This window comes from Rhizobium sp. 768_B6_N1_8 (assembly GCF_051811225.1).
GTDB lineage: Bacteria > Pseudomonadota > Alphaproteobacteria > Rhizobiales > Rhizobiaceae > Rhizobium.
In genome coordinates this window covers 4,711,568-4,732,904 of the sequence record NZ_JBPWPV010000001.1, presented here as the reverse complement: position 1 = coordinate 4,732,904, position 21,337 = coordinate 4,711,568, and the positions used below count along the sequence as shown (strand labels likewise).

Here is a 21,337-nt window from a genome sequence, read left to right as displayed (position 1 = left end):
TAATCCTGCGGAGCCTTATTCAGAAGAGGTTTTAGGATGATCCCAAGACGGATGCGACACGGCTCACCATGCTAAGATGAACCGCGCCGATCAATGTGATCATACGGGAAGCGGAGCTTCGGCGTTTACGAGATCCGCCTTGCGAAGCTCTCGCCAGAAATCACCTGGGACCACCTCGTCGAGTGCGGCCCGATCCTCCGCTATGCGGTCCGGTTTGCTTGCGCCGGGGATGACGGCGGCGACAGCGGGATTGGCGAGCGAGAATTGCAGCCCGGCCGCTTTCATGCTGATGCCGTAACGATCGGCGATTGACTTGATACGCGCGACCTTGTCGAGGATCGCGGGTGTGGCGGGCGCATATTCGAAGTTCGGACCGCCGACCAAAGCGCCGGAACTGTAGGGGCCGCCGACGACGACGCCGAGACCACGTTCGGCAACCATCGGCATCACGCGCTGCAGCGCCCGATCATGATCGAGCAGCGTGTAGCGGCCGGCCAGCAGAAAACCATCCGGCCGCGGTTCTTGCAGGGCCAGCAGCAGTTCGATCGGTTCCACGCGATTGACGCCAAGACCCCAGGCCTTGATGACCCTTTCGTCGCGCAGACGATCCAGTGCCTTGAAGGCGCCCTTGCGTGCGCTTTCGAAGATAGCCAGCCACTCGTCACCGTAAAAATCCTGTGCCACATCGTGGACCCAGGCGATTTCGATATGGTCGGTCTTCAAGCGTTTCAGGCTGTCCTCGATCGAGCGCAGGGTCGCATCTTCCGAGTAATCGTTGACGATCTTGTTGGGGCGGCCGTATTTGAAGACTTCGCCCTTCTCGCCGAGATCGCGGGTGCTGACGTCTTCGATCTCATCAAGGATCACACGCCCAACCTTGGTGCTGATCGCATATTGATCCCTGGGCTTACCAGCGAGCGCCTCGCCCATGCGGAGTTCGGCAAGTCCTGCGCCATAGAAGGGCGCGTTGTCGAAATAGCGGATACCATCGTTCCAGGCGGCTTCCACGGTTGCCAATGCTTCCTGCTCCGGAATATCACGGAACATGTTGCCGAGCGGAGCGGCGCCGAAGCCGAGCTTGCCCGGGAGAATGTCTTTGAGTGCCATTGTCTAGTCCTCGAGATAGTTGGGAACGTTCATCGACCTGTCAGGCAATCTGTACGGGATCGAGCACCAGCGCCCTGCGTTCGGCGAGGTCATTGATGACAGCGAAATAATCCCGGAAATGCGGCGTCTCGCGATGGGCGGCCACGGCGGCGTTGTCCGCGTAAAGCTCATCCAAGATCAAGATGTCAGCATTGGCCTGATCTTGCCAGATATCCCAGCGCATATTACCGGGTTCTGCCCTGCTGGGGCCGATCATGCCGGCGAGAAGCGCCTTCAATTCATCGGTCTTGCCCGGTCGGGCGGTCAGGATCGCCACGATCTTTATGGGATTGGACATGATTGCTTTTCCTTCCTCAGATCGGGTTCCCGCGGGATACGGAATGGTCGCACCCCACGGATTTCTTCAGATCATGCCATGGCTAGCGAACGTTCGAGCGCTGCCACGAATTTTCCTGCGAGCGCACGGTCCGAGCGCGGATTCTGGCCGGTTATGAGCTCACGGTCTTCAACCACATGCGGCTCGAAGTCGGTCGCTGTCGTGATGACCTTGCCGCCGGCGGTCTGCAGCGCGTCGACCACGTTGAAATAGAGCTTGGCGTGCAGGATGTAGTCCTCGACGACCTTTTCTTCGCTGTTGGAAAAGACGGTCATCCTGTATCCAGCGTATTGCCAGTCTTTGGCCCATTCCGCGGCCTTGGCAGGTACTCCGGCAATCAGAGCGGCACGGAACTCGCGGGCATGCGGCATCGCGGCTGCGACAGCTATCGGGCCGTGGCAGAGAAATGCGGTCGGCTTGGAGCGCTCATGGAAATGGCGCAGGACTTCACCCATATCCGGATCCTGCATCAGATCGACTACCGGCGCCTGACCGCCCGGCACGAAGACACCGGCGTAATTGTCGAGACCCTCTTCAACGATGGAACGCAGCGTGCGAACCTCATTCATGGCAGGGTCATTTGCATAGAAGGTCTTGGCGCGTTCGTAGGCAGCCTCGTCGCCGCCGAAATGATCCGGCGTGTCCGAGGCCTCGTCGATATGGGGCTTGGTGCCGTCAGGCGTTGCCAGAACGATTTCGTAGCCAGCCTCGACGATTGCCAGTGCCGGCACGACAGTCTCGTTGAGATACTGGCCGGTGGCTCCCGTGCGGCCGCCTTGGATTTCGATGCGGGTAGCGTTGGAGCCGATCAGAAGTACTTTTGCCTTGCTCATTGTCATCTCCGTTTGCCGTGGTTGGCATCCTTTTGGATGGCCTGATCATGCTCCGGGACGACATATTCCAGAAGTTTATTTCTATGATATCAGATATTCATGTGACATTATAAGTCATGCGATATGACCTCAATCTGCTACCCGTCTTCATCACGCTGATGGAAGAGCGCAGCGTCACCCGCGCCGCCAATCGGCTGGGCATTACGCAGCCGGCGCTCTCCAATGCATTGGCCCGTCTGCGCGAGATGATCCAGGATCAGCTCTTCATCCGTGAGCGCTACGGCATTCAGCCGACGCCTATGGCGTTGGAACTGGCGCCAGTCATTGCCGCGGCATTGGCAAAGATCGATGACGCCATCCTCGGCCAACAGGATTTTGATCCAAGGCAGGCCGAGCGGCTGATGACGATTGCGCCGAACAGCTATGTGGAGTTCGTGCTGGTGCCGGCGATCGTCGCGCGGCTTCGCGAGGTTGCGCCGGGCATCCGGCTTCGCCTCACGCCCTTCGGCACCGATCTCGGCGAGACCGGTGTGATGTCCGGCACCACGGCGATGGTGTTCGGCCGCATCATCGATCCGCCTGACAATCTGGTCGTGCAGCATCTGATGGATGAAGGCCTTGCCTGCGTGGTGCGTGCCGATCACCCTGAGATCGGGGACAGCATTTCCCTAGAGCAATATGAGCACATGCGGCACGTCAACGTACTTCCGCCCGGGCGGCTGCGCGTCGGCCTGTTTACAGCACTGGAACAACAGGGGATCAAGCGCGAGGTTGCAGTCTCCGTTACCCATTTTCTGGCGGTGCCGGAAATGATTGCGGTGACGGATTATTGCGCGACACTGCCGAACAGGATCTGCCAGCGTCTCGCCGCAGACCGTCGTCTGAAAGTCCTGCCGACGCCTGTCGATCTCGGCACATTCCCGGTCGAGATGGCCTGGCATGTCCGCTACCGCAATGACCCCGCGCATCGCTGGCTGCGGACACTGATCAGCGACATCGTCAAAGAAGCCCCGGACGCGAAGTAGTCGGGACGAATAATTCCTTATTCCCGCAAGCAACACAGCTCGGCGCCGCGTGATCGAAAACTTGTATCGAAAGACAAAACCTTTGTCAGCCGGATTGAAACCTTGTCGAATCCAGCCGGCCATGCCACTTTCGCGATCGCAAGAGGGACCATGATGAACGACACCGACAGGGGCGATTTCCGCGAGCGGATCAGCCAGAGTTTTTCCCGCCAGGCGGCCATGCACACCATCGGCGCGGAGTTGACGCGTGTCGAGCACGGCATGGTGGAAATCGAGCTTCCCTTCGACGTCAAACTGACACAGCAGCACGGCATTTTGCACGCGGGCATCATTTCCGCAGCGCTCGATTCGGCCTGCGGTTTTGCGGCCTATAGTGTCATCGATGCCGAAGCCTCGATCCTCACGATCGAGTTCAAGGTCAACCTCATGTCGCCGGGGCGCGGCGAACGCTTCCTCTTCAGAGGCGAGATCACCAAGCCCGGCTCCAACATCATCGTCGCCGATGGGCGAGGTTATGCGATCAGCGACGGGCCTGCCAAGCTCATCGCGTCCATGACCGGGACGATGATGGTCATTCGCGGAAGAGAGGGAATTACGGGATGAAATTCGAACTGAAGTCGGTCGCAGGCAAGTCCATCCTGTTCGTCATGGCCGCGGAGGCCGAATATGGCCCGTTCCTGCGCTCGCGCATCGAGCCGCTGATGACCGGCGTCGGCCCGGTCGAGGCGGCAATCGCGATCACCAAGTCGCTCTCCCGTCTCGATGCATCAGACGACCTGCCCGATCTCGTGGTTTCGCTCGGCTCGGCCGGTTCGGCACGCCTGCAGCAGACCGAAGTCTATCAGGTCACCTCCGTTTCCTACCGTGACATGGATGCCTCGCCGCTCGGCTTCGAAAAGGGCAAGACGCCCTTCCTCGACCTGCCGGCGGACCTCGACCTGCCGCTGCGCATTCCCGGCATTCCCGAAGCCACACTTTCGACCGGCGGCAATGTCGTTTCCGGTACCGCCTATGCCAATATCTCAGCCGACATGGTCGACATGGAAACCTATGCGGTGCTGCGCGCCTGCCAAGGCTACAAACTGCCGCTGATCGGCCTTCGCGGCATTTCCGACGGTGCGGTCGAGCTGCAGCATATTTCCGGCTGGACCGAATATCTGCATATCGTCGACCGCAAGCTTTCCTATGCCGTGGACAGCCTTTTCACCGCCCTGGAGGACGGCGTTTTCTGGTTCTGAGGGCTGAAAACAGGGACAATCGGGACAATAAAACCCGGCTGCGGCCGAATTCCCGCATTGCAAGAAGAGGCGCTTTTCATTAAAGGCTCGCCATGACCCAGACAGAACATCCCGACAGCGTTCTCATCGTCGATTTCGGCAGCCAGGTGACCCAGCTCATCGCACGACGCGTGCGTGAAGCCGGCGTCTATTGCGAGATCGTTCCCTTCCAGTCCGCCGAAGAAGGCTTCAAGCGCCTCCAGCCGAAAGCCGTGATCCTGTCCGGCAGCCCGGCTTCGACGGTCGATGAAGGATCGCCGAGGGCACCGCAGATCATCTTCGACAGCGGCCTTCCGGTGTTCGGCATCTGCTACGGCCAGCAGACGATGTGCATGCAGCTCGGCGGTTTGGTGGAAAGCGGTCATCACCGCGAATTCGGCCGCGCCTTCCTGGAGGTCGACGAGGACTGCGTCCTCTTCGAAGACCTCTGGTCCAAGGGTTCGCGCCATCAGGTCTGGATGAGCCATGGCGACCGCGTGACGAAGCTGCCCGAGGGCTTCAAAGTCGTGGCGACATCCTCCAACGCGCCTTACGCCTTCATCGCCGACGAGAAGCGCAAATATTACGGCGTGCAGTTCCATCCTGAGGTCGTGCATACGCCCGATGGCGCCAAGCTGATCGCGAACTTCATCCACAACATCGCCGGTATCAAGGGCGACTGGACCATGTCGGCGTACCGTCAGAAGGCGGTCGAGGACATTCGCCGCCAAGTCGGTGACAAGCGCGTCATCTGCGCCCTTTCGGGCGGCGTCGACTCCTCAGTCGCGGCTCTGCTCATTCACGAGGCTGTTGGTGACCAGCTGACCTGCATCCTCGTCGACCATGGCCTGATGCGCAAGGACGAGGCCGCAGGCGTGGTCGCCATGTTCCGCGAGCATTACAACCTGCACCTGATCCACGTCGATGCCTCCGACCGCTTCATCGGCGAGCTCGAAGGCGTTTCCGACCCGGAAACCAAGCGCAAGATCATCGGACGCCTGTTCATCGAGACATTCGAGGACGAGGCAAAGAAGCTCGGCGGCGCCGATTTCCTCGGCCAGGGCACACTCTATCCCGATGTGATCGAGTCCGTTTCCTTCACCGGCGGCCCCTCGGTCACCATCAAGTCGCACCACAATGTCGGCGGTCTGCCGGAGCGCATGAAGATGCAGCTCGTCGAGCCGCTGCGCGAACTCTTCAAGGATGAAGTGCGCGCGCTCGGCAAGGAACTCGGCCTGCCCGACAGTTTCATCGGCCGCCACCCCTTCCCGGGTCCGGGCCTAGCCATCCGCTGCCCCGGCGGCATCACGCGTGAGAAGCTCGAGATCCTGCGCGAAGCCGATGCGATCTATCTCGACGAGATCCGCAAGGCCGGTCTCTACGATGCCATCTGGCAGGCCTTTGCCGTGCTGCTGCCCGTCCAGACCGTCGGCGTCATGGGCGACGGCCGCACCTACGAATTCGTCTGCGCACTGCGCGCCGTCACCTCGGTCGACGGCATGACGGCGGATTTCTACCACTACGACATGGAATTCCTCGGCCGCGCCGCCACCCGCATCATCAATGAAGTGCGCGGCATCAACCGTGTCGTTTATGATGTGACGAGCAAGCCGCCCGGCACGATCGAGTGGGAGTGACGGGAAGTACCGTGGAGTAGTATCGGATAGCGCAGTCGATAGATTCTAGGCGACCCGGAGATCTGCAGCTCTGTCGGGCGTCTCCCCGCTCTTCGAACGGCGCCCATACGCCGTCAGGCCCGGCCCAACCTTCGCGAGTTTTTTGCCTTCAAATATTTGGTCGCGCGCCGCTCGAAGAAGTTAGCGCGCGACCAGTCGTCGGCGTCGATCACACGGTCGTAGATCGACTACTGCTCCTTCTTGAATAAGTCCTGGAAGATGAGCTGGCCCCAGATGCGGCCGCGCGCGTGCACCAGCGCGCCACCCTCGTTGAGCTTTCCCAGCCTGACGGGTGCGAACCCGAGTTGTTTGGCCAAGTCCGCCACGGGAGCGATCGCGTCCTCGTGGTCGCTCGACAGAAAGACCACCCGATGGCCGCCCTCGACGATCGGATCGGCAGCCAGGGTGGCCGCAATCAGGTGATTGAAACCTTTCACGAACTTGGCGCCGGTGAACGCCTTCGCAGCGAAGGCGGAGGACAGGAGGCCGTCCAGCTCCTCAAGGGGAACCAAGGCGTTCATCGCGTCGATGACCGTCTTGCCTTTCCAGCTCGGCAGGATCTTCGCGACCTCGCGATGTTCCCCGAACGGGACCGCCAAGATGATCGTGTCGGCCTCAAGTGCATCCCGCAGCGACTTGGCGACGACCGTGGGTCCAATCGCCCGAGCCTGCGGCGCCAACGCCTCAGGCGTCCGGCGGCTCGCGACGGTCACCTCGATGTTTTTACGGGCGAAGGCGTGGGCGAGGGCCTGGCCTATCTTACCGAATCCTACAATCGCATAGCTCATAATGTTTCTCCGATCTGTGTTGATATTGATTCCCCTGCCTCAACGGCACTGGGTTATCCGTTTGCCTGCATGGCGACCTTCGCGTAGACGTCACGCCGTGAACGACTTCGCGCGGCCGGCCCGGCCGTTCAGCGCCGAAGTCGTTCTACCATTCCCGCGATCCGACGCGATTTCAGATGGCCGAGAAGCCGCCGTCGACAGACAACTCCACCCCATTCACGAAGCTTGAATCGTCTGAAGCAAGAAACAGCGCGACCGCCGCAATTTCCTCAGGACGACCCATCTTTCCCCGCGGGATCAGAGATTCGAACATCTGCTTCGCCTCCTCTGTGAGAACTTGGTCCTGCATCGGTGTGGCGATCGGCCCCGGGCTCAGCACGTTCACCCGGATATTCCTGCCCTTCAGTTCGTTGAGCCAAGTGCGTGCGAATGAGCGCAACGCCGCTTTGCTCGCCGAATACACGCCGTAACCAGGAAAACCTTTCACCGAAGCAACTGACCCGGTCATGAAGATCGATCCGCCATCGTTGAACAGCGGCAAGGCCTTCTGAACCGTAAACAGCGTGCCGCGCGTATTCAGGCCGAAGGCCGCATCGAAATGCTGCTCGGTAATCTCGCCCAGTGGGACGGCTTCGCCCATGCCGGCGCTCGCGTACAGGACGTCGATCCTGCCCTTTTCCCGCTTGACCGTGTCGAACAGACGGTCGAGGTCGTCAAGATTGGACGCGTCGCCGCGCACGCCGGTCACGTTCCGGCCGATCAGCTTGACGGCCTCGTCCAGCGACTCCTGTCTCCGGCCCGTGATGAAAACATAGGCGCCTTCTTCAACGAACCGCTTGGCGCTCGCCAGCGCCATGCCGCTCGATCCACCCGTGATGACTGCAACCTTACCCTCAAGCTTTCCCATGACTTTTCCTTTCAGACTCCGTATTTGGTCCTTCGGGGAGACCCCCCGAGACCCTCGAAATGGGTCTGCGGGCGTCGGGCGTTGAGTGCGGAAGCGCGCATATCGGTGGTGCGAAATCGATCCGGCTGGATGACTGACGCCAGCCCGCATATCGGTGTCCGCCGTTCGGAATTGCGCCCCGCTTGTCGGCATGGGCTATGATGACCGCCCGTGCTACTCACATAGGAGATGCTGTTCGACGTATTGGACACGGGCTTTGGAAGGCGCACCCGAGCGGTGCTGGATTGCACCATGATCGACTGGGATGACGTTCGCTACTTTCTTGCCGTCGCGCGCGGAGGCTCGGTGCGGGCCGCCGCCGAGCGCCTCGGGGTGAACCACTCGACCGTGCTGCGGCGCGTCGCCCAACTGGAGGAACGGCTCGGAGCCCAGATGTTCGAAAAGCTGCCTTCGGGCTACCGCCTGACGGCTGCAGGGGAGGAGGTCCTCGAGCTCGCTGACCAGATGGAGGCGTCGTCGCACCAGTTGGAGACGCGCGTCTTTGGCCGCGACCAGAGCGTGCGTGGGCTTCTGCGCGTGACACTGGCACCGCCCCTCGCGACACACCTGCTCATGCCGGACTTCTCCGATTTCGCGCGTCTGTATCCGGACATCGAGATGGAAATCTTGTCGTCCGGCGAGCTGGTAAATCTGACCAACCGAGAAGCCGACGTCGCGATCCGCGTCGTCTACGACCGCAAAACTCTGCCGCTCAATCTCCATGGCCTGAAGGGACCGGATATATTCGGCGGTATCTATATGTCCCGCGATCTGCTAGCCGCGTGGCGTGCGGGCGCGCCTGATCCCATCCGGTGGATCGTCATAAGCATTCATGGAATCCCGGACTGGGCCCACGAGGGTGAGGTTCGCACCGCCGAGGTTCCGTTCAGGGTCACGGACGGTGAGGCGCAGATCGTCGCGGTGCGGCAAGGGCTCGGGATCACGACGCTGCCGTGCTTCGTCGGAGATGCCGACCCGCTACTGGTGAGGGTGCCGGGTACCGACCTGCACATGTACGGAACGCTCTTCCTTCTCACACAGGGGGAGACACGCAAGACGAAGCGCGTGCGGCTCTTCACGGAGTTCGTATCAGGCAGGCTCGCCGCGTACGCTCCGCTTCTCGGGGGGCTATCCATATCGCGCGACTGACGCCCCGCAGGTCGCCTCGCGACGCTTGAAGCGCCGTCGTTCAATCCGCGCTGTTACGCCGTGTCACACCCGACGCGAGGGCCACACTACCGACGGCGACGGACTTCACCATCGCTGACGGTCTTTTTGGCAGGCTGGAGGCGCGGCTGACCTATTGCCCGCCCCTCAATGATTGCACCCAAAAAAATCAACCTCAGACAGCATGGCTAAACAGCGCCACGCAAGGTTGCTGTTTGACCTTTTCATCTCATCACTGTGAAAGTCGCTGTTCCTTAAAGCCCGAGACGCGTCTCTCCCAGGGATGACTGCCGCCAACTCATCAACCCGAGGTAATCGATGCCAATCATTACATTTGCGAATACGAAAGGAGGGGCCGGCAAGACAACGGTCGCTCTTGTTCTTGCCACAGAACTGGCTCGCCGTGGCCATCGCGTTTCCGTTCTGGATGCCGATCCCCAGCAGTGGGCCGGCCGCTGGCACCGTCTGACCGGCGACGCAGCCGAATTCGCCGTCATCTCCGGTGTCAGCGAAGATACTATCGAACAGCAGATCAAGGACCTCAAGAAGCGCGGTGGTTATATCATCATCGACTTGCCGGCCGGTCTGAGCCCGCTGATGGCGAAGGCCATCGGCTTTTCCGATCATGTAATGGTTCCGGTGCAGGGCTGCGCCATGGACGCGGTCGGCGGCGCCCAGGTGCTTGAGATCATGAAGCAGCTTGCTGCCCAGCATGATATCCGCATCCCGCATTCGGTCGTGCTGACGCGCATCAGTTCGATCATCACCACGCGTGCATTGCTGGCGGTCAAGGGTCTGCTCGCAAAGCAGCAGGTCAATGTCATCGACACGGCGCTGATCGAGCGTGCCGCCTATCGGGACATGTTCGTTTCCGGCGGCAGCCTCTACACGATGGACCCTGCCCGTGTCAGCAATCTCGACAAGGCGCAAGACAATGCCCGCTTGCTGGCAGACGATGTTCTTCGTCTCGCACCGCCGAAGGCAGCCCGCGCCAAGTCTTCCAAGAAGGCTGTTGAGCCCGTCAAAGACGCCGCTTAAGGAGCGTGAGCTTTGCCCCTTATACAGACGCCAGCAAACGGCTGCCCATCGGCAGCCGTTTCCGTTCGCGTTTTGTTCTTGACATAATAGCCAATACTGATAGGCTCCTCCTTGGTTAACAAGGAGGCGGGCGATGTAGTCCGTAGTTCAAATGCCTCATTTTCCACTCGATCCGAATGGCGCTGATCCCCGGAAATCAAGCCCTGTCGGGAAGCCTCACCACACGATCTTCTTCGCAGTTCGACCGACCCCCGAAGTGACATCCGGAGCACTGGAGGTCGCGCAATTCTACCGCGATGCCCATTTTCTGACTGGTCCTTCGCGCCCCAGCCCCGTGCTCCATGTCACGCTCAACGGCATCGGCTCTTACCGTCGGCTACCGGATGATATCGTATTCGGCGCGGAACAGATCGCCGCCGCAGTCCGTGCTGAACCCTTCGAACTTGTGCTCGACGAAGTTATGAGCTTCCGCCATCCGGGCCAGTCACAAGCCTTCGTCGTCTGCAGCAGACAAGAAAACGGGGCGCTGATGGACCTTAGGCGGCAAATTCAAGACGGTCTGTTCGAGGCCGGACTGCCCTATAATGTCGGCGGCCATCTGACGCCGCACATGACGCTGCTCTATGATCGCAAGACCGTTCTGCCTGAAAAGCTTGACCGACCTCTCCGGTGGACGATCCGGGAGTTCCTGTTGATCCACAGCATCTACGGGAAGAGCGAGCATCACGTCATCAACCGCTGGCCTCTGCTCGGCTGAGCTGCGCTTGCACCGCGGGTGGGGATTCGCATAAAACTCCCCACTCAATATGCACATGCGGAGCAAGACAGTGGACGTTTCAGAGATCATCATCCCCGGCGATACGCCCGGCATCGAATGGCGGTTGCCGGTCATGCGCTTCAGGGGAAGCAATCCGGCGGCGCCTAAGGTCTATATCCAGGCCGCATTGCATTCCAATGAACTGCCGGGAACCGCGCTGGCGCATTTTCTCTGCCTTCAACTCAGGCAATCAGAAAGCGAAGGATGGATCGCCGGCGATATCACGCTCGTGCCGCAGGCAAATCCGATCGGCGCGGCGCAATCTCATTTCGGCGAGTTGCAGGGCCGTTTCGATTTGGGATCGCGGACCAATTTCAATCGGGACTTTCCGCTGATCTCGGTTCGCGACCGGGAGGAATTGCTTGGCGGCCTTGATGATTATCCGGCTACGGATCGATTGAAGCGAGAGCTGATTCATATGGCGCTCGGGGCCGATCTGGTGCTCGATCTGCATTGCGATGATGAATCGCTGCAATATGCCTATATCGACGAAGCCTTCTGGCCGGAGGCAGCGGACCTTGCCAATGCGCTCGACATGGAAGCGGTGCTGCTTTCGGATGGCGAAAGCTCCGCCTTCGAAGAAGCGGTCGGTTTTGCCTGGAAATATGAGGTGCCGGGCGAGCGTAAGGCCAAGCTTCCGGGCAAGCTTTCGGTGACGGTGGAACTGCGCGGCCGCCGCGACGTCTATCCCGATATGGCCGAGAAAGACGCCGAAGGCCTGCTGCAGTTCCTGATCGGGCGCGGTGTTGTCAACGGCGGGGCAGCCGGAGACAAACCCTTCTCCGGACCAGCCGTGCCGCTCGACAATGTCGAGATCGTGCGTGCGCCGCAGGGCGGTACCGTGCTCTTCCACCGCAATATCGGCGAGCGTGTCTCGGAAGGAGAGCTTCTGGCGACGATCGTCACCCGGCCCGGTTTTACCGAGGGCGATATCGACATCCGGGCGCCGCAGGACGGACTGCTGCTGACCCGCACTTCCGACCGGCTGGTGCGCCGGCGCGGCGACCTGATGAAGATTGCCGCCGACAAGCCGAGCAAGGCAACGCGAAAGGCCGGCACGCTGGAAGACTGAACCAGCGTTCTTTTCCACACGCGGATGTAAGGCTCCGCGCAACTGTCACACAGGCTTCAAGAAAATCCGCCAAGCCGTTGCAGACATGTTGCGAAGGAGCTTTTATGCCGCATTACGACATTGCGATCGTCGGCGCGGGAATTGTCGGGCTGGCGCATGCGCTGGCGGCGGCAAAGCGCGGCAAACGGGTCGTCGTTATCGACCGCGACGCACAGGCAAATGGCGCCTCGGTGCGCAATTTCGGCTTTGTGACGGTGACCGGCCAGCAGGCCGGCGACTGCTGGAATAAGGCACGCCAGGCCCGCGATATCTGGGCCGAGATTGTCGACGACGCCGGCATCGACGTCCTGCAGCGCGGGCTGCTCCTTGCCGCAAGGCTCGACGAATCCGAAGCCGTGATCGACGCCTTCCTGCGCACAGAGATGGGCGAAGGCTGCGAAAGGCTGACGATCGAGGAGGCGCGGCGGCTTGTGCCGGCACTGCGGCCGGAGGCGGGGCGCTTCACACTCTATAGCCCACATGAACTGCGGGTCGAATCCCGCACGGCCGTTCCGCTGCTCGCCCGCTATCTCGAAGTCAAATATGGCATTGAGTTCCGCCGCTCGACAGCAGTGAGCGCCGTCGAGCCGCCCCGGATCGAGACGTCAACCGGCCTGATCGAGGCGGAGACGGTGGCTGTTTGCCCCGGCGACGATTTCAAGAGCCTGTTTGCGGATCGGATCGCTGCATATAACGTGACACGCTGCAAGCTGCAGATGATGCGTGTCGTGCCGGCGCAACGGGTCTCGCTCAGCACCGCCGTCATGTCTGATCTCGGTCTCGGGCGTTATCTCGGTTATGCCGAATTGCCTGAGGCGACCGCCCTGAAGGCGCGGCTTGACCGGGAATTCAAGCCGGAGCGCGAGAACGGCATCCACCTGATCATTACGCAGTCGGAAGACGGATCGCTGATCGTCGGCGACAGCCACCATTACTCCGAAACGCCCGATCCCTTTGGGCTGGAGCGGGTTGACCGGCTGACCCTCGACGAGATGGATGCCGTGCTCAACCTGCCTGGTCGCTTCATCACCGAACGCTGGATTGGCACCTATGCCTCCGCCCCGGACCGCTGGCGGTTCACCGACAAGCCTTCCGATGCGCTGCGCATCGTCGTGGTGACGGCAGGCTGCGGTGCCTCGACCGCCTTCGGTATCGGCGAGGAAACCATCGAAGATCTTTACGGGAGCGCAGCATGACGCAATTCAAGGCAGTGGTCTTCGACTGGGCCGGCACGGTCATCGATTTCGGCTCCTTCGCACCGATGGGCGCCTTTGTAGACACCTTCGGCAAGTTCGGCGTCGAGGTGACGATTGCCGACGCACGCAAGCCGATGGGGCTCCCGAAGCGTGCGCATATCGCAGCGATGTTGGCCGAACCGCATATCGCCGCCCGCTGGCAGGCGGCACAAGGCGCGCTTCCGGACGAGGCGGCCATCGACCGCGTTTACGACCTCTTCGTGCCGCTCAACGAAGCTGTCGTGACCGATTACTGCGCGCTGGTGCCCGGTGCGATCAAGACGATCGAATACCTGCGCGAACGGCAGATGAAGATCGGCTCGACGACAGGCTATACGCGCTCGATTATGGAGCGCGTGCTGCCGCTTGCCGCTGAACAGGGTTATGCACCCGATAATCTGATCTGTGCCGACGATCTGCCGCTTGGCCGGCCGACGCCGATCGGCATGTACAAATGCTTCCTCGACCTGATGGTCTATCCGGCCTCTGCCGTCCTGAAGGTCGATGATACCGAACCCGGCATTGCCGAGGGTGCCGCCGCAGGCTGCGTTACCGTTGGCGTGACGCTCTCCGGCAATGAGGCGGGTCTGACGCCTGAAGAGGTGGATGCACTTTCGCCGGAGGCGCGAGCCGAGTTGCACAAGCGGATCGGCGAGAAGCTGATTGCTGCCGGCGCCGACTACGTCATCGAGACCGTGGCCGACCTGCCAGCACTCATCGAAGAGCTCGAGGGATAAGGGCCAGACGGCGTTTGCAGCTTTCATCCAGGGTGATATCTCCCCTGAGAAATAGGGAGATCGAACCGGCATGGCCATCACCATCTACGGTATCAAGAACTGCGACACGATGAAGAAGGCCCGCAACTGGCTGGACGAACACGGCGTCGCCTACGACTTTCACGATTACAAGGCCGTCGGCATCGACCGGGCGCATCTGGAACGATGGATCGACGAGACAGGCTGGGAAACGGTGCTGAATCGCGCCGGCACGACCTTCCGCAATCTGCCTGACGCCGCGCGCGAAAATCTCGACCGCGAAAGGGCGATCGCCCTGATGCTCGACCAGCCATCGATGATCAAGCGACCGGTACTGGAAACCGGCGGCAAGCTGCTGATCGGCTTCAAGCCGGAGATTTACGCGCGGACATTCGAGGGCTGAGCCATGTCCAAGACCACCCGTGCCACCCAGGTTCTCACGCAGGCCGGCGTCACCTTTACGGTTCATGCCTATGACTATGATCCAAACGCCGAGCGAGTCGGGCTGCAGGCGGCCGAAGCGCTGGGCGAGGAGCCGCATCGCGTGTTGAAGACGCTGATGGCGGAGGTGGACGGAAAACCGGTCTGCGTGGTCGTGCCCTCCGACCGCGAGGTCAGCATGAAGAAACTCGCGAGCGCCTTTCATGGCAAATCGGCCAATATGATGAAACCGGCCGACGCCGAGCGGCTGACGGGCTACCATGTCGGCGGCATCAGCCCGTTCGGGCAGAAAAAGATCGTGCCGACAGCGATCGAGGAAGCCGCCCTTGCCGAACCGCTCGTCTATATCAATGGCGGGCAACGCGGGCTGCAGGTGCGGCTCGATCCGAAGGAAGCGTTGAAGGCACTGAAGGCCGCCGCATCGCCGCTGATCGCCTGATCAGAGGAAGCGGTCCAGCAGGCCGGCAATCGTCTTCGCCTCGCCTTCGGCAAGCTTGCAGCCGATATGAGTTTCGATCGCTTTGCCATAGACGGTCCACATGCGCTCCCGAAGCTGCCGGCCGGCATCAGTGATCACCACCCAGCGGCCGCGCCCATCCTGTGCGAAGATCTCGCGGCCGACCAAGCCCTCTCTTTCAAGCCGGTCGATCAGGCGGGAAAGATTATACTGCGCCAACAATGTCCGCTCCTCGATCTCATAGGGGCGCAGCTTTCCTGATTGCGAGCGTGCCAATTCCCAAAGCACATCGTACCAGGCAAGCGGCGGCATGCCGGCCGCCTTCAGATCAGCTTCGATCATGCCAAGCAGTCGCTCGCGGGCGCGCATGAGGCGCGTCCAGGCTGAGACGACGGCTTCGCTCGGCTTCTTCATATTCTCAGACATAAATGCAACTACATCTATCTTGAATCTCATCGCAAGCGTTATTAGATGCATCTGCATTCATATTAAACCGGCCGATCCTTGCAAACCACCAGGAGACTTTCATGAGCAGGCTCACCCTCATCAGTCATCACCTCTGCCCCTACGTGCAGCGCGCAGCGATCGCACTCCTTGAAAAGGGCGTGCCATTCGAGTGCATCAACATCGATCTTGCCGACAAGCCGGATTGGTTCCTGAAAATCTCACCCCTCGGCAAGGTGCCGCTGCTCCGGATACATGAGGACGATGGCCGCGAAGAGGTGTTATTCGAAAGCAGCGTCATCTGCGAATATCTGGAGGAAACGCAGGCGGGTGCTGCCCTGCATCCCACCGACGCGCTGACCCGCGCTCGCCACCGCGGATGGATGGAATTCGGCTCTTCCGTGCTTTCCGATCTCTGGGGTTATGAGATGGCGCAGGATGCCGCGCAACTGGAAGCCAAGCACAAGGCGCTTGTCGCCAAATTCGCGACGATCGAGGGCGCGCTGTCGGAGGGACCCTATTTCGCCGGGGCTAACTTCAGCCTCGTCGACGCGGTCTTTGGGCCGATATTTCGGTACTTCGATCTGTTCGATACACTCGGCGACAGCCCCATCTTTGACGGGCTCGAGCGGGTCAATCGCTGGCGCAAGGCGCTGTCGGAGCGGGCAAGCGTCCGGGGCGCCGTTGGCAAAGACTATCCGCAGCGCCTGATGGAATTCCTCGAGAAGCATGACTCGATCCTGCTCAGGCTGCCCGCCGCTGCTTGACGCGCACGCACAAGCGGCCGGCATGCATCCGGCCGCCTTCAAATCGGATTCGGCGCGCTTCATTTTCGCCGTAAAGGGGTCTAAGTCTTTCACCTCCCGTCGCAGATATCAGAAGGCAGGTTGACCCATGATGTTTATGCCCCAGAGCCACAGCTCCGTCGATCCCGGCAAACTCGAGAAACTTGCGGAAGTCGCCATCAAGGTTGGCCTGCAGCTTCAGCAAGGGCAGGATCTCGTCATTACTGCACCCGTCGTGGCGCTGCCGCTGGTGCGATTGATCACCAAACACGCCTATCTCTCAGGCGCTGGCTTGGTTTCGACCTTCTATTCCGACGAGGAGACGACGCTTGCCCGCTACCAGTATGGCAGCGACGAAAGCTTCGATCGGGCTTCCGGCTGGCTTTATGACGGCATGGCGAAAGCCTACGAAAAGGGTGCCGCCCGCCTCGCCATTGCTGGCGACAATCCGATGTTGCTTTCTGAGCAGGATCCCAGCAAGGTCGGCCGCGCCAATCGCGCCAATTCCACGGCCTATAAGCCGGCGCTGGAGAAGATCTCCAACTTCGACATCAACTGGAACATCGTCTCCTATCCCAACCCTTCTTGGGCGAAGGTCGTCTTCCCCGACGATCCGGAAGCGATCGCCGTTGCCAAACTCGCCAAGGCGATCTTTGCGGCATCGCGCGTCGATGTGCCTGATCCGATCGCCGCCTGGTCCGAGCACAATGCCAACCTGCGCAAGCGCTCGTCCTGGCTGAACGGAGAGCGTTTCGCCTCGCTGCATTTCACCGGGCCGGGCACGGATCTGACCGTCGGCCTTGCCGACGGCCATGAATGGCATGGCGGCGCCTCGACGGCGAAGAACGGCATTACCTGCAATCCGAACATCCCGACCGAGGAAGTCTTCACCACGCCGCATGCACTGCGCGTGGAAGGCCATGTGTCCAGCACCAAACCGCTCTCACATCAGGGCACGCTGATCGACAATATCCGGGTTCACTTCGAAGGCGGCCGTATCATCGAGGCCAAGGCCTCGCGCGGCGAGGAAGTGTTGAACAAGGTGCTTGATACGGATGAAGGCGCGCGTCGGCTGGGTGAAGTTGCGCTGGTGCCGCATTCCTCGCCGATCTCGGCAAGCGGCATCCTTTTCTACAACACGCTGTTCGACGAGAATGCCTCCTGCCATATCGCACTCGGCCAGTGCTATTCGAAATGCTTCCTCGACGGCGCTTCGCTGAGCCAGGAGCAGATCAAGGCGCAGGGTGGCAATTCCAGCCTGATTCATATCGACTGGATGATCGGCTCCGACAAGGTCGATATTGACGGCATCAAGCCTGATGGCTCGCGGGTGCCGGTAATGCGACAGGGCGAGTGGGCGTAACAACGGCCGCCTTCGGCATCAGGCTGCGCTGGCTGAGCCAGACGCTGACCAGCACCATGGCAAAGCCGGAAAGCTGGGTTGGTGTCAGGCTCTGGTCGAGCGCCAGCCAACCGAGCAGGGTCGCGACAACGGGGCTCAAGAAGCCGAGCGACGCTGCGGCCGATGGCTCTATGCGCGAGAGGCCGCGGAACCACAGCAGATAGGTGAAGGCAGCACCAACGAGGCCAAGATAGGCAATGCCGAGGATATTGGCTGTCGTCGGCACAGGAAGCGCCGGTTCCAGGAAGATGGCCACTGGCACGAGCAGAATGCCGCCTGCGGTCAATTGCCAGGACGTAAAGATAAGGCTGGATACCGGCGGCTGCCAATGGCGGGTCAGCACCGTGCCGAAGGCCATGGAGACCGCGCCGGCGAGACCTGCGGTAACACCAACGGGATCGAGAGTCGCCTTCGGGGTCAGCACCAGAAGTGCCACACCCGCCATGCCGATCAAGCCGGCAATAACGGCAATGAAGCGGATCGGCTTGCCGAGAAAGAGACGCGAGAGCGCAATGACGATCAGGGGCTGTACGGCGCCGACCGTTGCGGCCACACCGCCCGGCAGGCGATAGGCCGAAACGAAGAGCATCGCCCAGAAGAACGAGAAGTTCAGTGCGCCAAGAATGAAGGCGCGGCCCCACCAGATGCCCGTCGGCAATTTCCGGACAATCAGCAGCAGAAACAGCCCTGCCGGCAGCGCCCGTAGCATCGCGACCGTCAGCGGGTAGCCCTGCGGCAGGAAGGATGTAGTGACGAAATAGGTGCTGCCCCAGATGGCGGGCGCAATCGCAGTCATCAACACATCGGCGACGTATCGAGTATTTGTCTTCATCTCAAGAATCTCTACTTCAAGATAAATTCAGAATAACGTGTTTTATCTTGACGTCAAGATACCTTCTGATATCGATGCAGCATGGATAAGGAGAAATCAGATCACGTCGACATGATCCTGGCGCAATGGCGGCGCGAGCGGCCGGAGCTGGATGTCGAACCCATGGGGATCTTCGGCCGGCTGAAGCGGCTGACGACGCATATCGGCCGCGAAGTAGAAGCGGTTCTGCTCAAGCACGGCCTCTCCTCCTCCGCTTTCGATGTGCTGGCCACGCTTCGCCGCTCCGGCGCGCCCTACCGGCTGTCGCCCGGAGAGCTGCTCGGCATGACGATGGTGAGTTCCGGCACGATGACGAACCGGATCGACCAGCTGGAAAAGGCCGGCTTCGTGGAGCGCCTGTTTAACCCCGAAGACCGGCGCAGCGTGCTGATTGCGCTGACCGAGAAGGGTCTGGCAACGGTGGAAGAAGCGGTCGGCGCGCATGTCGCAAACCAGCAACGGCTGACGCGCAACCTGACGGCCGACGACAAAGCCGAGCTCGACCGGCTGCTCAAAAAATTCCTGTCGGATTTCGAATAATCAGACGGCGGCGAGCGCCTTGCGGACGCGCTCCAGATACGCCTTGCGCCTGGCATCCGTCGCGCGGTCCATGTCGTGCAGGCTCAGCATCCGGAACTTCAACCGCTTGGCGCAGAAATTGGCGATGCCGCGCTTCAGCAGGCGACAGACGGGATTGCCCATGTAGACATGCACCAGCCACCAGGGCGAACCAGTTGTCGTCAGCGCGTAGAGCAGCTTGATATTGGTGAGCCGCGGCACGATACGGCCGCCGGCAGCATCATGGGTGAAGGCGACGCCCGGCGCAAAGACGCGATCGATGAAACCCTTCAATATGGCCGGGAAGTTGAACCACCACTGCGGAAAAACCAGAATGAGACCGTCAGCCGCTTTCAGCCGTGCAACGATACCGGCGACGGCGGACGTATCGTAAGGCACATCGAAATAGCCGCCCCGCTCTGCCTTGGACAGCCGCGGGTCAAAATCCTCTTCATAGAGATCCAGAAGATCGACAGTATGGCCGGAGGCTTCGAGTGCCTCGCGGGCTGTCCGCGCCACAGAAGCGGCAAAGCTTTCTGGCAGCGGATGGGCGAGAACCAGCAGAATGTGCATTGCTAGAACAGGCTTCCCTGCTTCGGTGGCTCGCCGGCCCTGACCGTGCGCTTCCTGGCTCCTGATGGAGCAGCGCCGCCTTCCGTCGTCATGGCGCCGACGCGGCCGTCGGCGAACTCAATGGCGATGCCCAGGCCGGCAGAGAGTGCTGATGCCTGCGAGACCGGCCTGTTATCCTCATCGCGGATGACGGCATAGCCGCGCTTCAGCACGTTCTTGTAGGAGAGAGACTGAAGAACGCGGTCCTGCGCGGAAAGCTCGGCGCGGGCACGCGTCAGCTGATGGCGGATTGCCGTATCGGCATGACGCGAGAGGTTGCCGAGGCGCTCACGACCGCGGTCGGTCTGTGTCTTCAGCCGGGCCGGAAGCGAGGCGAGGATGGCCTCTGCGCGTTCGATGCGAGACTTCGAGCGGTCTAGCAGGCGCTCGACGGTGCGTTCGGCCCGGGCCATACGTTCGTTCAGGAGCTGCCGACGCTCTGTGATGCGGTTGGACAGCACGTCCGGCCGCAGATGTGAGGCGACACGCTCGAAACCGCGGCGCTTGTTGATGGTGTTGAGCTCCAGCCCGCGGCCAAGGCCAGTGGCCGCCTCATCGAAGCGGCGGCGGGGCAGCGCCAGAAGCTGATCGAGTGACGGCAGGGCGCGCATCAGAGCACGGACGGACTGGCGTCGCTGATCCATCTGTCGGCTCATGCAGCCCTGCAGGCGGGCAGTGAGACCTGCACCCTGGGCTTCAAGCTCGGCCTTGACGGGCACGGCCATTTCGGCAGCACCGGTCGGTGTCGGGGCGCGGACATCGGCGGCGTAATCGATCAGCGTCCAGTCGGTCTCGTGGCCGACAGCCGAGATCAACGGAATCCGGCTATCGGCTGCGGCCCGCACGACGATTTCGTCGTTGAAGCTCCAGAGATCTTCGAGACTGCCGCCGCCGCGGGCGACGATCAGCACATCTGGGCGTGGAACATCGCCGCCAGGCTCCAGGGCGTTGAAGCCGTTGATAGCGTTTGCCACCTCCTCGCCAGAGCCTTCGCCCTGAACCTTGACCGGCCAGACGATGACATGGACGGGGAAACGATCGGAGATACGATGCAGGATATCGCGGATGACGGCGCCCGTCGGCGAGGTCACGACGCCGATTACCTTAGGCATGAAAGGCAGGCGCTTCTTGCGTGAGGGATCGAAAAGGCCCTCGGCGCCCAACCTACGCTTGCGCTCCTCGATCAGCGCCATCAATGCGCCGGCGCCGGCAGGCTCCAGCGTCTCGATGACGATCTGGTATTTGGATGAGCCGGGGAAGGTCGTGACCTTGCCGGTCGCGATCACCTCCATGCCCTCTTCCGGGCGGAACTTCAGGCGAGAAAAAGTGCCTTTCCAGATGACTGCATCGATACGCGCGCGGTCGTCCTTCAGCGAGAAGTAAGCGTGGCCCGAGGAATGCGGGCCGCGGTAACCCGAAATCTCGCCGCGTACACGCACCTGATCGAAGGCCGTCTCGACGGTCCGCTTGATGGAACCGGAGAGCTCCGAGACCGAATATTCCGCAAGGTTAGTAGGCGAATCGCCGTCAAAGACATTGCTCATCCCCCCTTTCTATTTTGATCGCCCCTAAACGGAAAGGTCGGGGTAGGAGAAGGGCGAATTTTTATACAAAAATCGGTGGGAGACCCAAGAAAT

Annotated in this window: 24 protein-coding genes; 15 read left to right on the top strand and 9 right to left on the bottom strand. The window is 61.1% G+C overall.

The annotated features are described in order from the left end of the window. Nucleotides 1-99 precede the first annotated feature (99 nt). The 3 genes from AB8B33_RS23930 to AB8B33_RS23920 all read right to left on the bottom strand — a co-directional run bounded on the left by AB8B33_RS23930 (nt 100) and on the right by AB8B33_RS23920 (nt 2,316). Nucleotides 100-1,107 (bottom strand): aldo/keto reductase, encoded by a 1,008-nt coding sequence (locus AB8B33_RS23930; RefSeq protein ID WP_439017105.1) that lies wholly within the window; start codon nt 1,105-1,107, stop codon nt 100-102. Nucleotides 1,108-1,147: 40 nt separating this feature from the next. Beyond that, nucleotides 1,148-1,444, bottom strand: coding sequence for a putative quinol monooxygenase (locus AB8B33_RS23925; protein ID WP_113321757.1), 297 nt, complete (start codon nt 1,442-1,444; stop codon nt 1,148-1,150). Nucleotides 1,445-1,515: 71 nt separating this feature from the next. Further along, nucleotides 1,516-2,316: a type 1 glutamine amidotransferase domain-containing protein gene (locus AB8B33_RS23920; RefSeq protein ID WP_439017104.1), complete on the bottom strand. Its 801-nt coding sequence runs from the start codon at nt 2,314-2,316 to the stop codon at nt 1,516-1,518. Nucleotides 2,317-2,432: 116 nt separating this feature from the next. Here AB8B33_RS23920 and AB8B33_RS23915 point away from each other — a divergent pair, with 116 nt between their 5' ends. The 4 genes from AB8B33_RS23915 to guaA all read left to right on the top strand — a co-directional run bounded on the left by AB8B33_RS23915 (nt 2,433) and on the right by guaA (nt 6,234). Further along, nucleotides 2,433-3,341, top strand: coding sequence for a LysR substrate-binding domain-containing protein (locus tag AB8B33_RS23915; RefSeq protein WP_439017103.1), 909 nt, complete (start codon nt 2,433-2,435; stop codon nt 3,339-3,341). Between the two features lie 153 nt (nt 3,342-3,494). After that, entirely contained in the window at nt 3,495-3,944 is a 450-nt protein-coding gene (locus AB8B33_RS23910) for a PaaI family thioesterase (protein ID WP_113321776.1), read from the top strand. After that, nucleotides 3,941-4,579 carry a 5'-methylthioadenosine/S-adenosylhomocysteine nucleosidase gene (locus AB8B33_RS23905; RefSeq protein WP_310379595.1) on the top strand — a complete coding sequence of 213 codons (639 nt, stop codon included), beginning with the start codon at nt 3,941-3,943 and terminating at the stop codon, nt 4,577-4,579. The genes AB8B33_RS23910 and AB8B33_RS23905 overlap by 4 nt, the downstream gene beginning before the upstream one ends. A 92-nt stretch (nt 4,580-4,671) precedes the next feature. Continuing rightward, on the top strand, nt 4,672-6,234 hold the full coding sequence (guaA, locus tag AB8B33_RS23900; RefSeq protein WP_439017102.1) for a glutamine-hydrolyzing GMP synthase: 1,563 nt from the start codon (nt 4,672-4,674) through the stop codon (nt 6,232-6,234). A gap of 227 nt (nt 6,235-6,461) precedes the next feature. On the opposite strand, the gene AB8B33_RS23895 is transcribed toward guaA, so the two are convergent. Together AB8B33_RS23895 and AB8B33_RS23890 are read right to left on the bottom strand one after the other, a co-directional pair. Then, the gene (locus AB8B33_RS23895; protein WP_439017101.1) at nt 6,462-7,061 is read right to left on the bottom strand and encodes an NADPH-dependent F420 reductase; all 600 of its coding nucleotides are present in this window, start codon (nt 7,059-7,061) and stop codon (nt 6,462-6,464) included. A 172-nt stretch (nt 7,062-7,233) separates the two neighbouring features. Continuing rightward, entirely contained in the window at nt 7,234-7,968 is a 735-nt protein-coding gene (locus tag AB8B33_RS23890) for an SDR family oxidoreductase (RefSeq protein ID WP_113321762.1), read from the bottom strand. A 291-nt stretch (nt 7,969-8,259) separates the two neighbouring features. Between AB8B33_RS23890 and AB8B33_RS23885 the strand changes: the two genes are divergently transcribed. The 8 genes from AB8B33_RS23885 (at nt 8,260) to ybaK (ending at nt 15,010) form a co-directional block, all read left to right on the top strand. Beyond that, complete coding sequence (locus tag AB8B33_RS23885) at nt 8,260-9,156, top strand: LysR family transcriptional regulator (protein WP_439017100.1); 897 nt, start codon at nt 8,260-8,262, stop codon at nt 9,154-9,156. Nucleotides 9,157-9,492: 336 nt separating this feature from the next. Further along, nucleotides 9,493-10,212: an AAA family ATPase gene (locus AB8B33_RS23880; RefSeq protein WP_439017099.1), complete on the top strand. Its 720-nt coding sequence runs from the start codon at nt 9,493-9,495 to the stop codon at nt 10,210-10,212. A 256-nt stretch (nt 10,213-10,468) separates the two neighbouring features. Next, on the top strand, nt 10,469-10,969 hold the full coding sequence (locus tag AB8B33_RS23875; protein ID WP_439017097.1) for a 2'-5' RNA ligase family protein: 501 nt from the start codon (nt 10,469-10,471) through the stop codon (nt 10,967-10,969). A gap of 70 nt (nt 10,970-11,039) precedes the next feature. After that, entirely contained in the window at nt 11,040-12,101 is a 1,062-nt protein-coding gene (locus AB8B33_RS23870; protein WP_439017096.1) for a peptidase M14, read from the top strand. A 104-nt stretch (nt 12,102-12,205) separates the two neighbouring features. After that, nucleotides 12,206-13,336, top strand: a complete 1,131-nt coding sequence (locus tag AB8B33_RS23865) for a TIGR03364 family FAD-dependent oxidoreductase (protein ID WP_113321766.1) — start codon at nt 12,206-12,208, stop codon at nt 13,334-13,336. Next, nucleotides 13,333-14,112, top strand: a complete 780-nt coding sequence (gene phnX / locus AB8B33_RS23860; RefSeq protein ID WP_439017095.1) for a phosphonoacetaldehyde hydrolase — start codon at nt 13,333-13,335, stop codon at nt 14,110-14,112. The genes AB8B33_RS23865 and phnX overlap by 4 nt, the downstream gene beginning before the upstream one ends. A gap of 70 nt (nt 14,113-14,182) precedes the next feature. Beyond that, on the top strand, nt 14,183-14,533 hold the full coding sequence (locus AB8B33_RS23855) for an ArsC family reductase (RefSeq protein WP_439017094.1): 351 nt from the start codon (nt 14,183-14,185) through the stop codon (nt 14,531-14,533). Nucleotides 14,534-14,536: 3 nt separating this feature from the next. After that, nucleotides 14,537-15,010 carry a Cys-tRNA(Pro) deacylase gene (gene ybaK / locus AB8B33_RS23850; RefSeq protein WP_439017093.1) on the top strand — a complete coding sequence of 158 codons (474 nt, stop codon included), beginning with the start codon at nt 14,537-14,539 and terminating at the stop codon, nt 15,008-15,010. Here the strand turns inward: ybaK and AB8B33_RS23845 are convergent, their stop codons facing one another. Further along, nucleotides 15,011-15,454 carry a MarR family transcriptional regulator gene (locus AB8B33_RS23845; RefSeq protein ID WP_113321770.1) on the bottom strand — a complete coding sequence of 148 codons (444 nt, stop codon included), beginning with the start codon at nt 15,452-15,454 and terminating at the stop codon, nt 15,011-15,013. Between the two features lie 101 nt (nt 15,455-15,555). On the opposite strand from AB8B33_RS23845, the gene AB8B33_RS23840 reads away from it, so the two are divergent. Both AB8B33_RS23840 and AB8B33_RS23835 read left to right on the top strand, forming a co-directional pair. Further along, nucleotides 15,556-16,239 carry a glutathione S-transferase family protein gene (locus AB8B33_RS23840; protein WP_439017092.1) on the top strand — a complete coding sequence of 228 codons (684 nt, stop codon included), beginning with the start codon at nt 15,556-15,558 and terminating at the stop codon, nt 16,237-16,239. A gap of 127 nt (nt 16,240-16,366) precedes the next feature. Beyond that, nucleotides 16,367-17,620 (top strand): aminopeptidase, encoded by a 1,254-nt coding sequence (locus AB8B33_RS23835; RefSeq protein WP_439017091.1) that lies wholly within the window; start codon nt 16,367-16,369, stop codon nt 17,618-17,620. Here AB8B33_RS23835 and AB8B33_RS23830 read toward each other — a convergent pair. Then, nucleotides 17,568-18,491 (bottom strand): EamA family transporter, encoded by a 924-nt coding sequence (locus AB8B33_RS23830; RefSeq protein ID WP_439017090.1) that lies wholly within the window; start codon nt 18,489-18,491, stop codon nt 17,568-17,570. The genes AB8B33_RS23835 and AB8B33_RS23830 overlap by 53 nt on opposite strands. Nucleotides 18,492-18,572: 81 nt before the next feature. Here AB8B33_RS23830 and AB8B33_RS23825 point away from each other — a divergent pair, with 81 nt between their 5' ends. Further along, nucleotides 18,573-19,070 (top strand): MarR family winged helix-turn-helix transcriptional regulator, encoded by a 498-nt coding sequence (locus AB8B33_RS23825; RefSeq protein WP_439017089.1) that lies wholly within the window; start codon nt 18,573-18,575, stop codon nt 19,068-19,070. On the opposite strand, the gene AB8B33_RS23820 is transcribed toward AB8B33_RS23825, so the two are convergent. Together AB8B33_RS23820 and xseA are read right to left on the bottom strand one after the other, a co-directional pair. Beyond that, nucleotides 19,071-19,661: an NAD(P)H-dependent oxidoreductase gene (locus AB8B33_RS23820; protein WP_439017088.1), complete on the bottom strand. Its 591-nt coding sequence runs from the start codon at nt 19,659-19,661 to the stop codon at nt 19,071-19,073. It lies immediately after the preceding gene. Nucleotides 19,662-19,663: 2 nt separating this feature from the next. Continuing rightward, nucleotides 19,664-21,244, bottom strand: coding sequence for an exodeoxyribonuclease VII large subunit (gene xseA, locus AB8B33_RS23815; RefSeq protein WP_439017087.1), 1,581 nt, complete (start codon nt 21,242-21,244; stop codon nt 19,664-19,666). Between the last annotated feature and the right edge of the window lie 93 nt (nt 21,245-21,337).

Bases quoted from the DNA above. Each gene is read 5' to 3' on its own strand.
- AB8B33_RS23855 (WP_439017094.1), top strand. From the start codon at position 14,183: ATGGCCATCACCATCTACGGTATCAAGAACTGCGACACGATGAAGAAG.
- AB8B33_RS23830 (WP_439017090.1), bottom strand. From the start codon at position 18,491: ATGAAGACAAATACTCGATACGTCGCCGATGTGTTGATGACTGCGATT.
- ybaK (WP_439017093.1), top strand. From the start codon at position 14,537: ATGTCCAAGACCACCCGTGCCACCCAGGTTCTCACGCAGGCCGGCGTC.
- AB8B33_RS23920 (WP_439017104.1), bottom strand. From the start codon at position 2,316: ATGAGCAAGGCAAAAGTACTTCTGATCGGCTCCAACGCTACCCGCATC.
- guaA (WP_439017102.1), top strand. From the start codon at position 4,672: ATGACCCAGACAGAACATCCCGACAGCGTTCTCATCGTCGATTTCGGC.
- AB8B33_RS23825 (WP_439017089.1), top strand. From the start codon at position 18,573: ATGGATAAGGAGAAATCAGATCACGTCGACATGATCCTGGCGCAATGG.
- xseA (WP_439017087.1), bottom strand. From the start codon at position 21,244: ATGAGCAATGTCTTTGACGGCGATTCGCCTACTAACCTTGCGGAATAT.
- AB8B33_RS23820 (WP_439017088.1), bottom strand. From the start codon at position 19,661: ATGCACATTCTGCTGGTTCTCGCCCATCCGCTGCCAGAAAGCTTTGCC.
- AB8B33_RS23880 (WP_439017099.1), top strand. From the start codon at position 9,493: ATGCCAATCATTACATTTGCGAATACGAAAGGAGGGGCCGGCAAGACA.
- AB8B33_RS23910 (WP_113321776.1), top strand. From the start codon at position 3,495: ATGAACGACACCGACAGGGGCGATTTCCGCGAGCGGATCAGCCAGAGT.
- AB8B33_RS23925 (WP_113321757.1), bottom strand. From the start codon at position 1,444: ATGTCCAATCCCATAAAGATCGTGGCGATCCTGACCGCCCGACCGGGC.
- AB8B33_RS23845 (WP_113321770.1), bottom strand. From the start codon at position 15,454: ATGTCTGAGAATATGAAGAAGCCGAGCGAAGCCGTCGTCTCAGCCTGG.
- AB8B33_RS23905 (WP_310379595.1), top strand. From the start codon at position 3,941: ATGAAATTCGAACTGAAGTCGGTCGCAGGCAAGTCCATCCTGTTCGTC.
- AB8B33_RS23930 (WP_439017105.1), bottom strand. From the start codon at position 1,107: ATGGCACTCAAAGACATTCTCCCGGGCAAGCTCGGCTTCGGCGCCGCT.
- AB8B33_RS23895 (WP_439017101.1), bottom strand. From the start codon at position 7,061: ATGAGCTATGCGATTGTAGGATTCGGTAAGATAGGCCAGGCCCTCGCC.
- AB8B33_RS23865 (WP_113321766.1), top strand. From the start codon at position 12,206: ATGCCGCATTACGACATTGCGATCGTCGGCGCGGGAATTGTCGGGCTG.
- AB8B33_RS23835 (WP_439017091.1), top strand. From the start codon at position 16,367: ATGATGTTTATGCCCCAGAGCCACAGCTCCGTCGATCCCGGCAAACTC.
- AB8B33_RS23915 (WP_439017103.1), top strand. From the start codon at position 2,433: ATGCGATATGACCTCAATCTGCTACCCGTCTTCATCACGCTGATGGAA.
- phnX (WP_439017095.1), top strand. From the start codon at position 13,333: ATGACGCAATTCAAGGCAGTGGTCTTCGACTGGGCCGGCACGGTCATC.
- AB8B33_RS23890 (WP_113321762.1), bottom strand. From the start codon at position 7,968: ATGGGAAAGCTTGAGGGTAAGGTTGCAGTCATCACGGGTGGATCGAGC.
- AB8B33_RS23885 (WP_439017100.1), top strand. From the start codon at position 8,260: ATGATCGACTGGGATGACGTTCGCTACTTTCTTGCCGTCGCGCGCGGA.
- AB8B33_RS23840 (WP_439017092.1), top strand. From the start codon at position 15,556: ATGAGCAGGCTCACCCTCATCAGTCATCACCTCTGCCCCTACGTGCAG.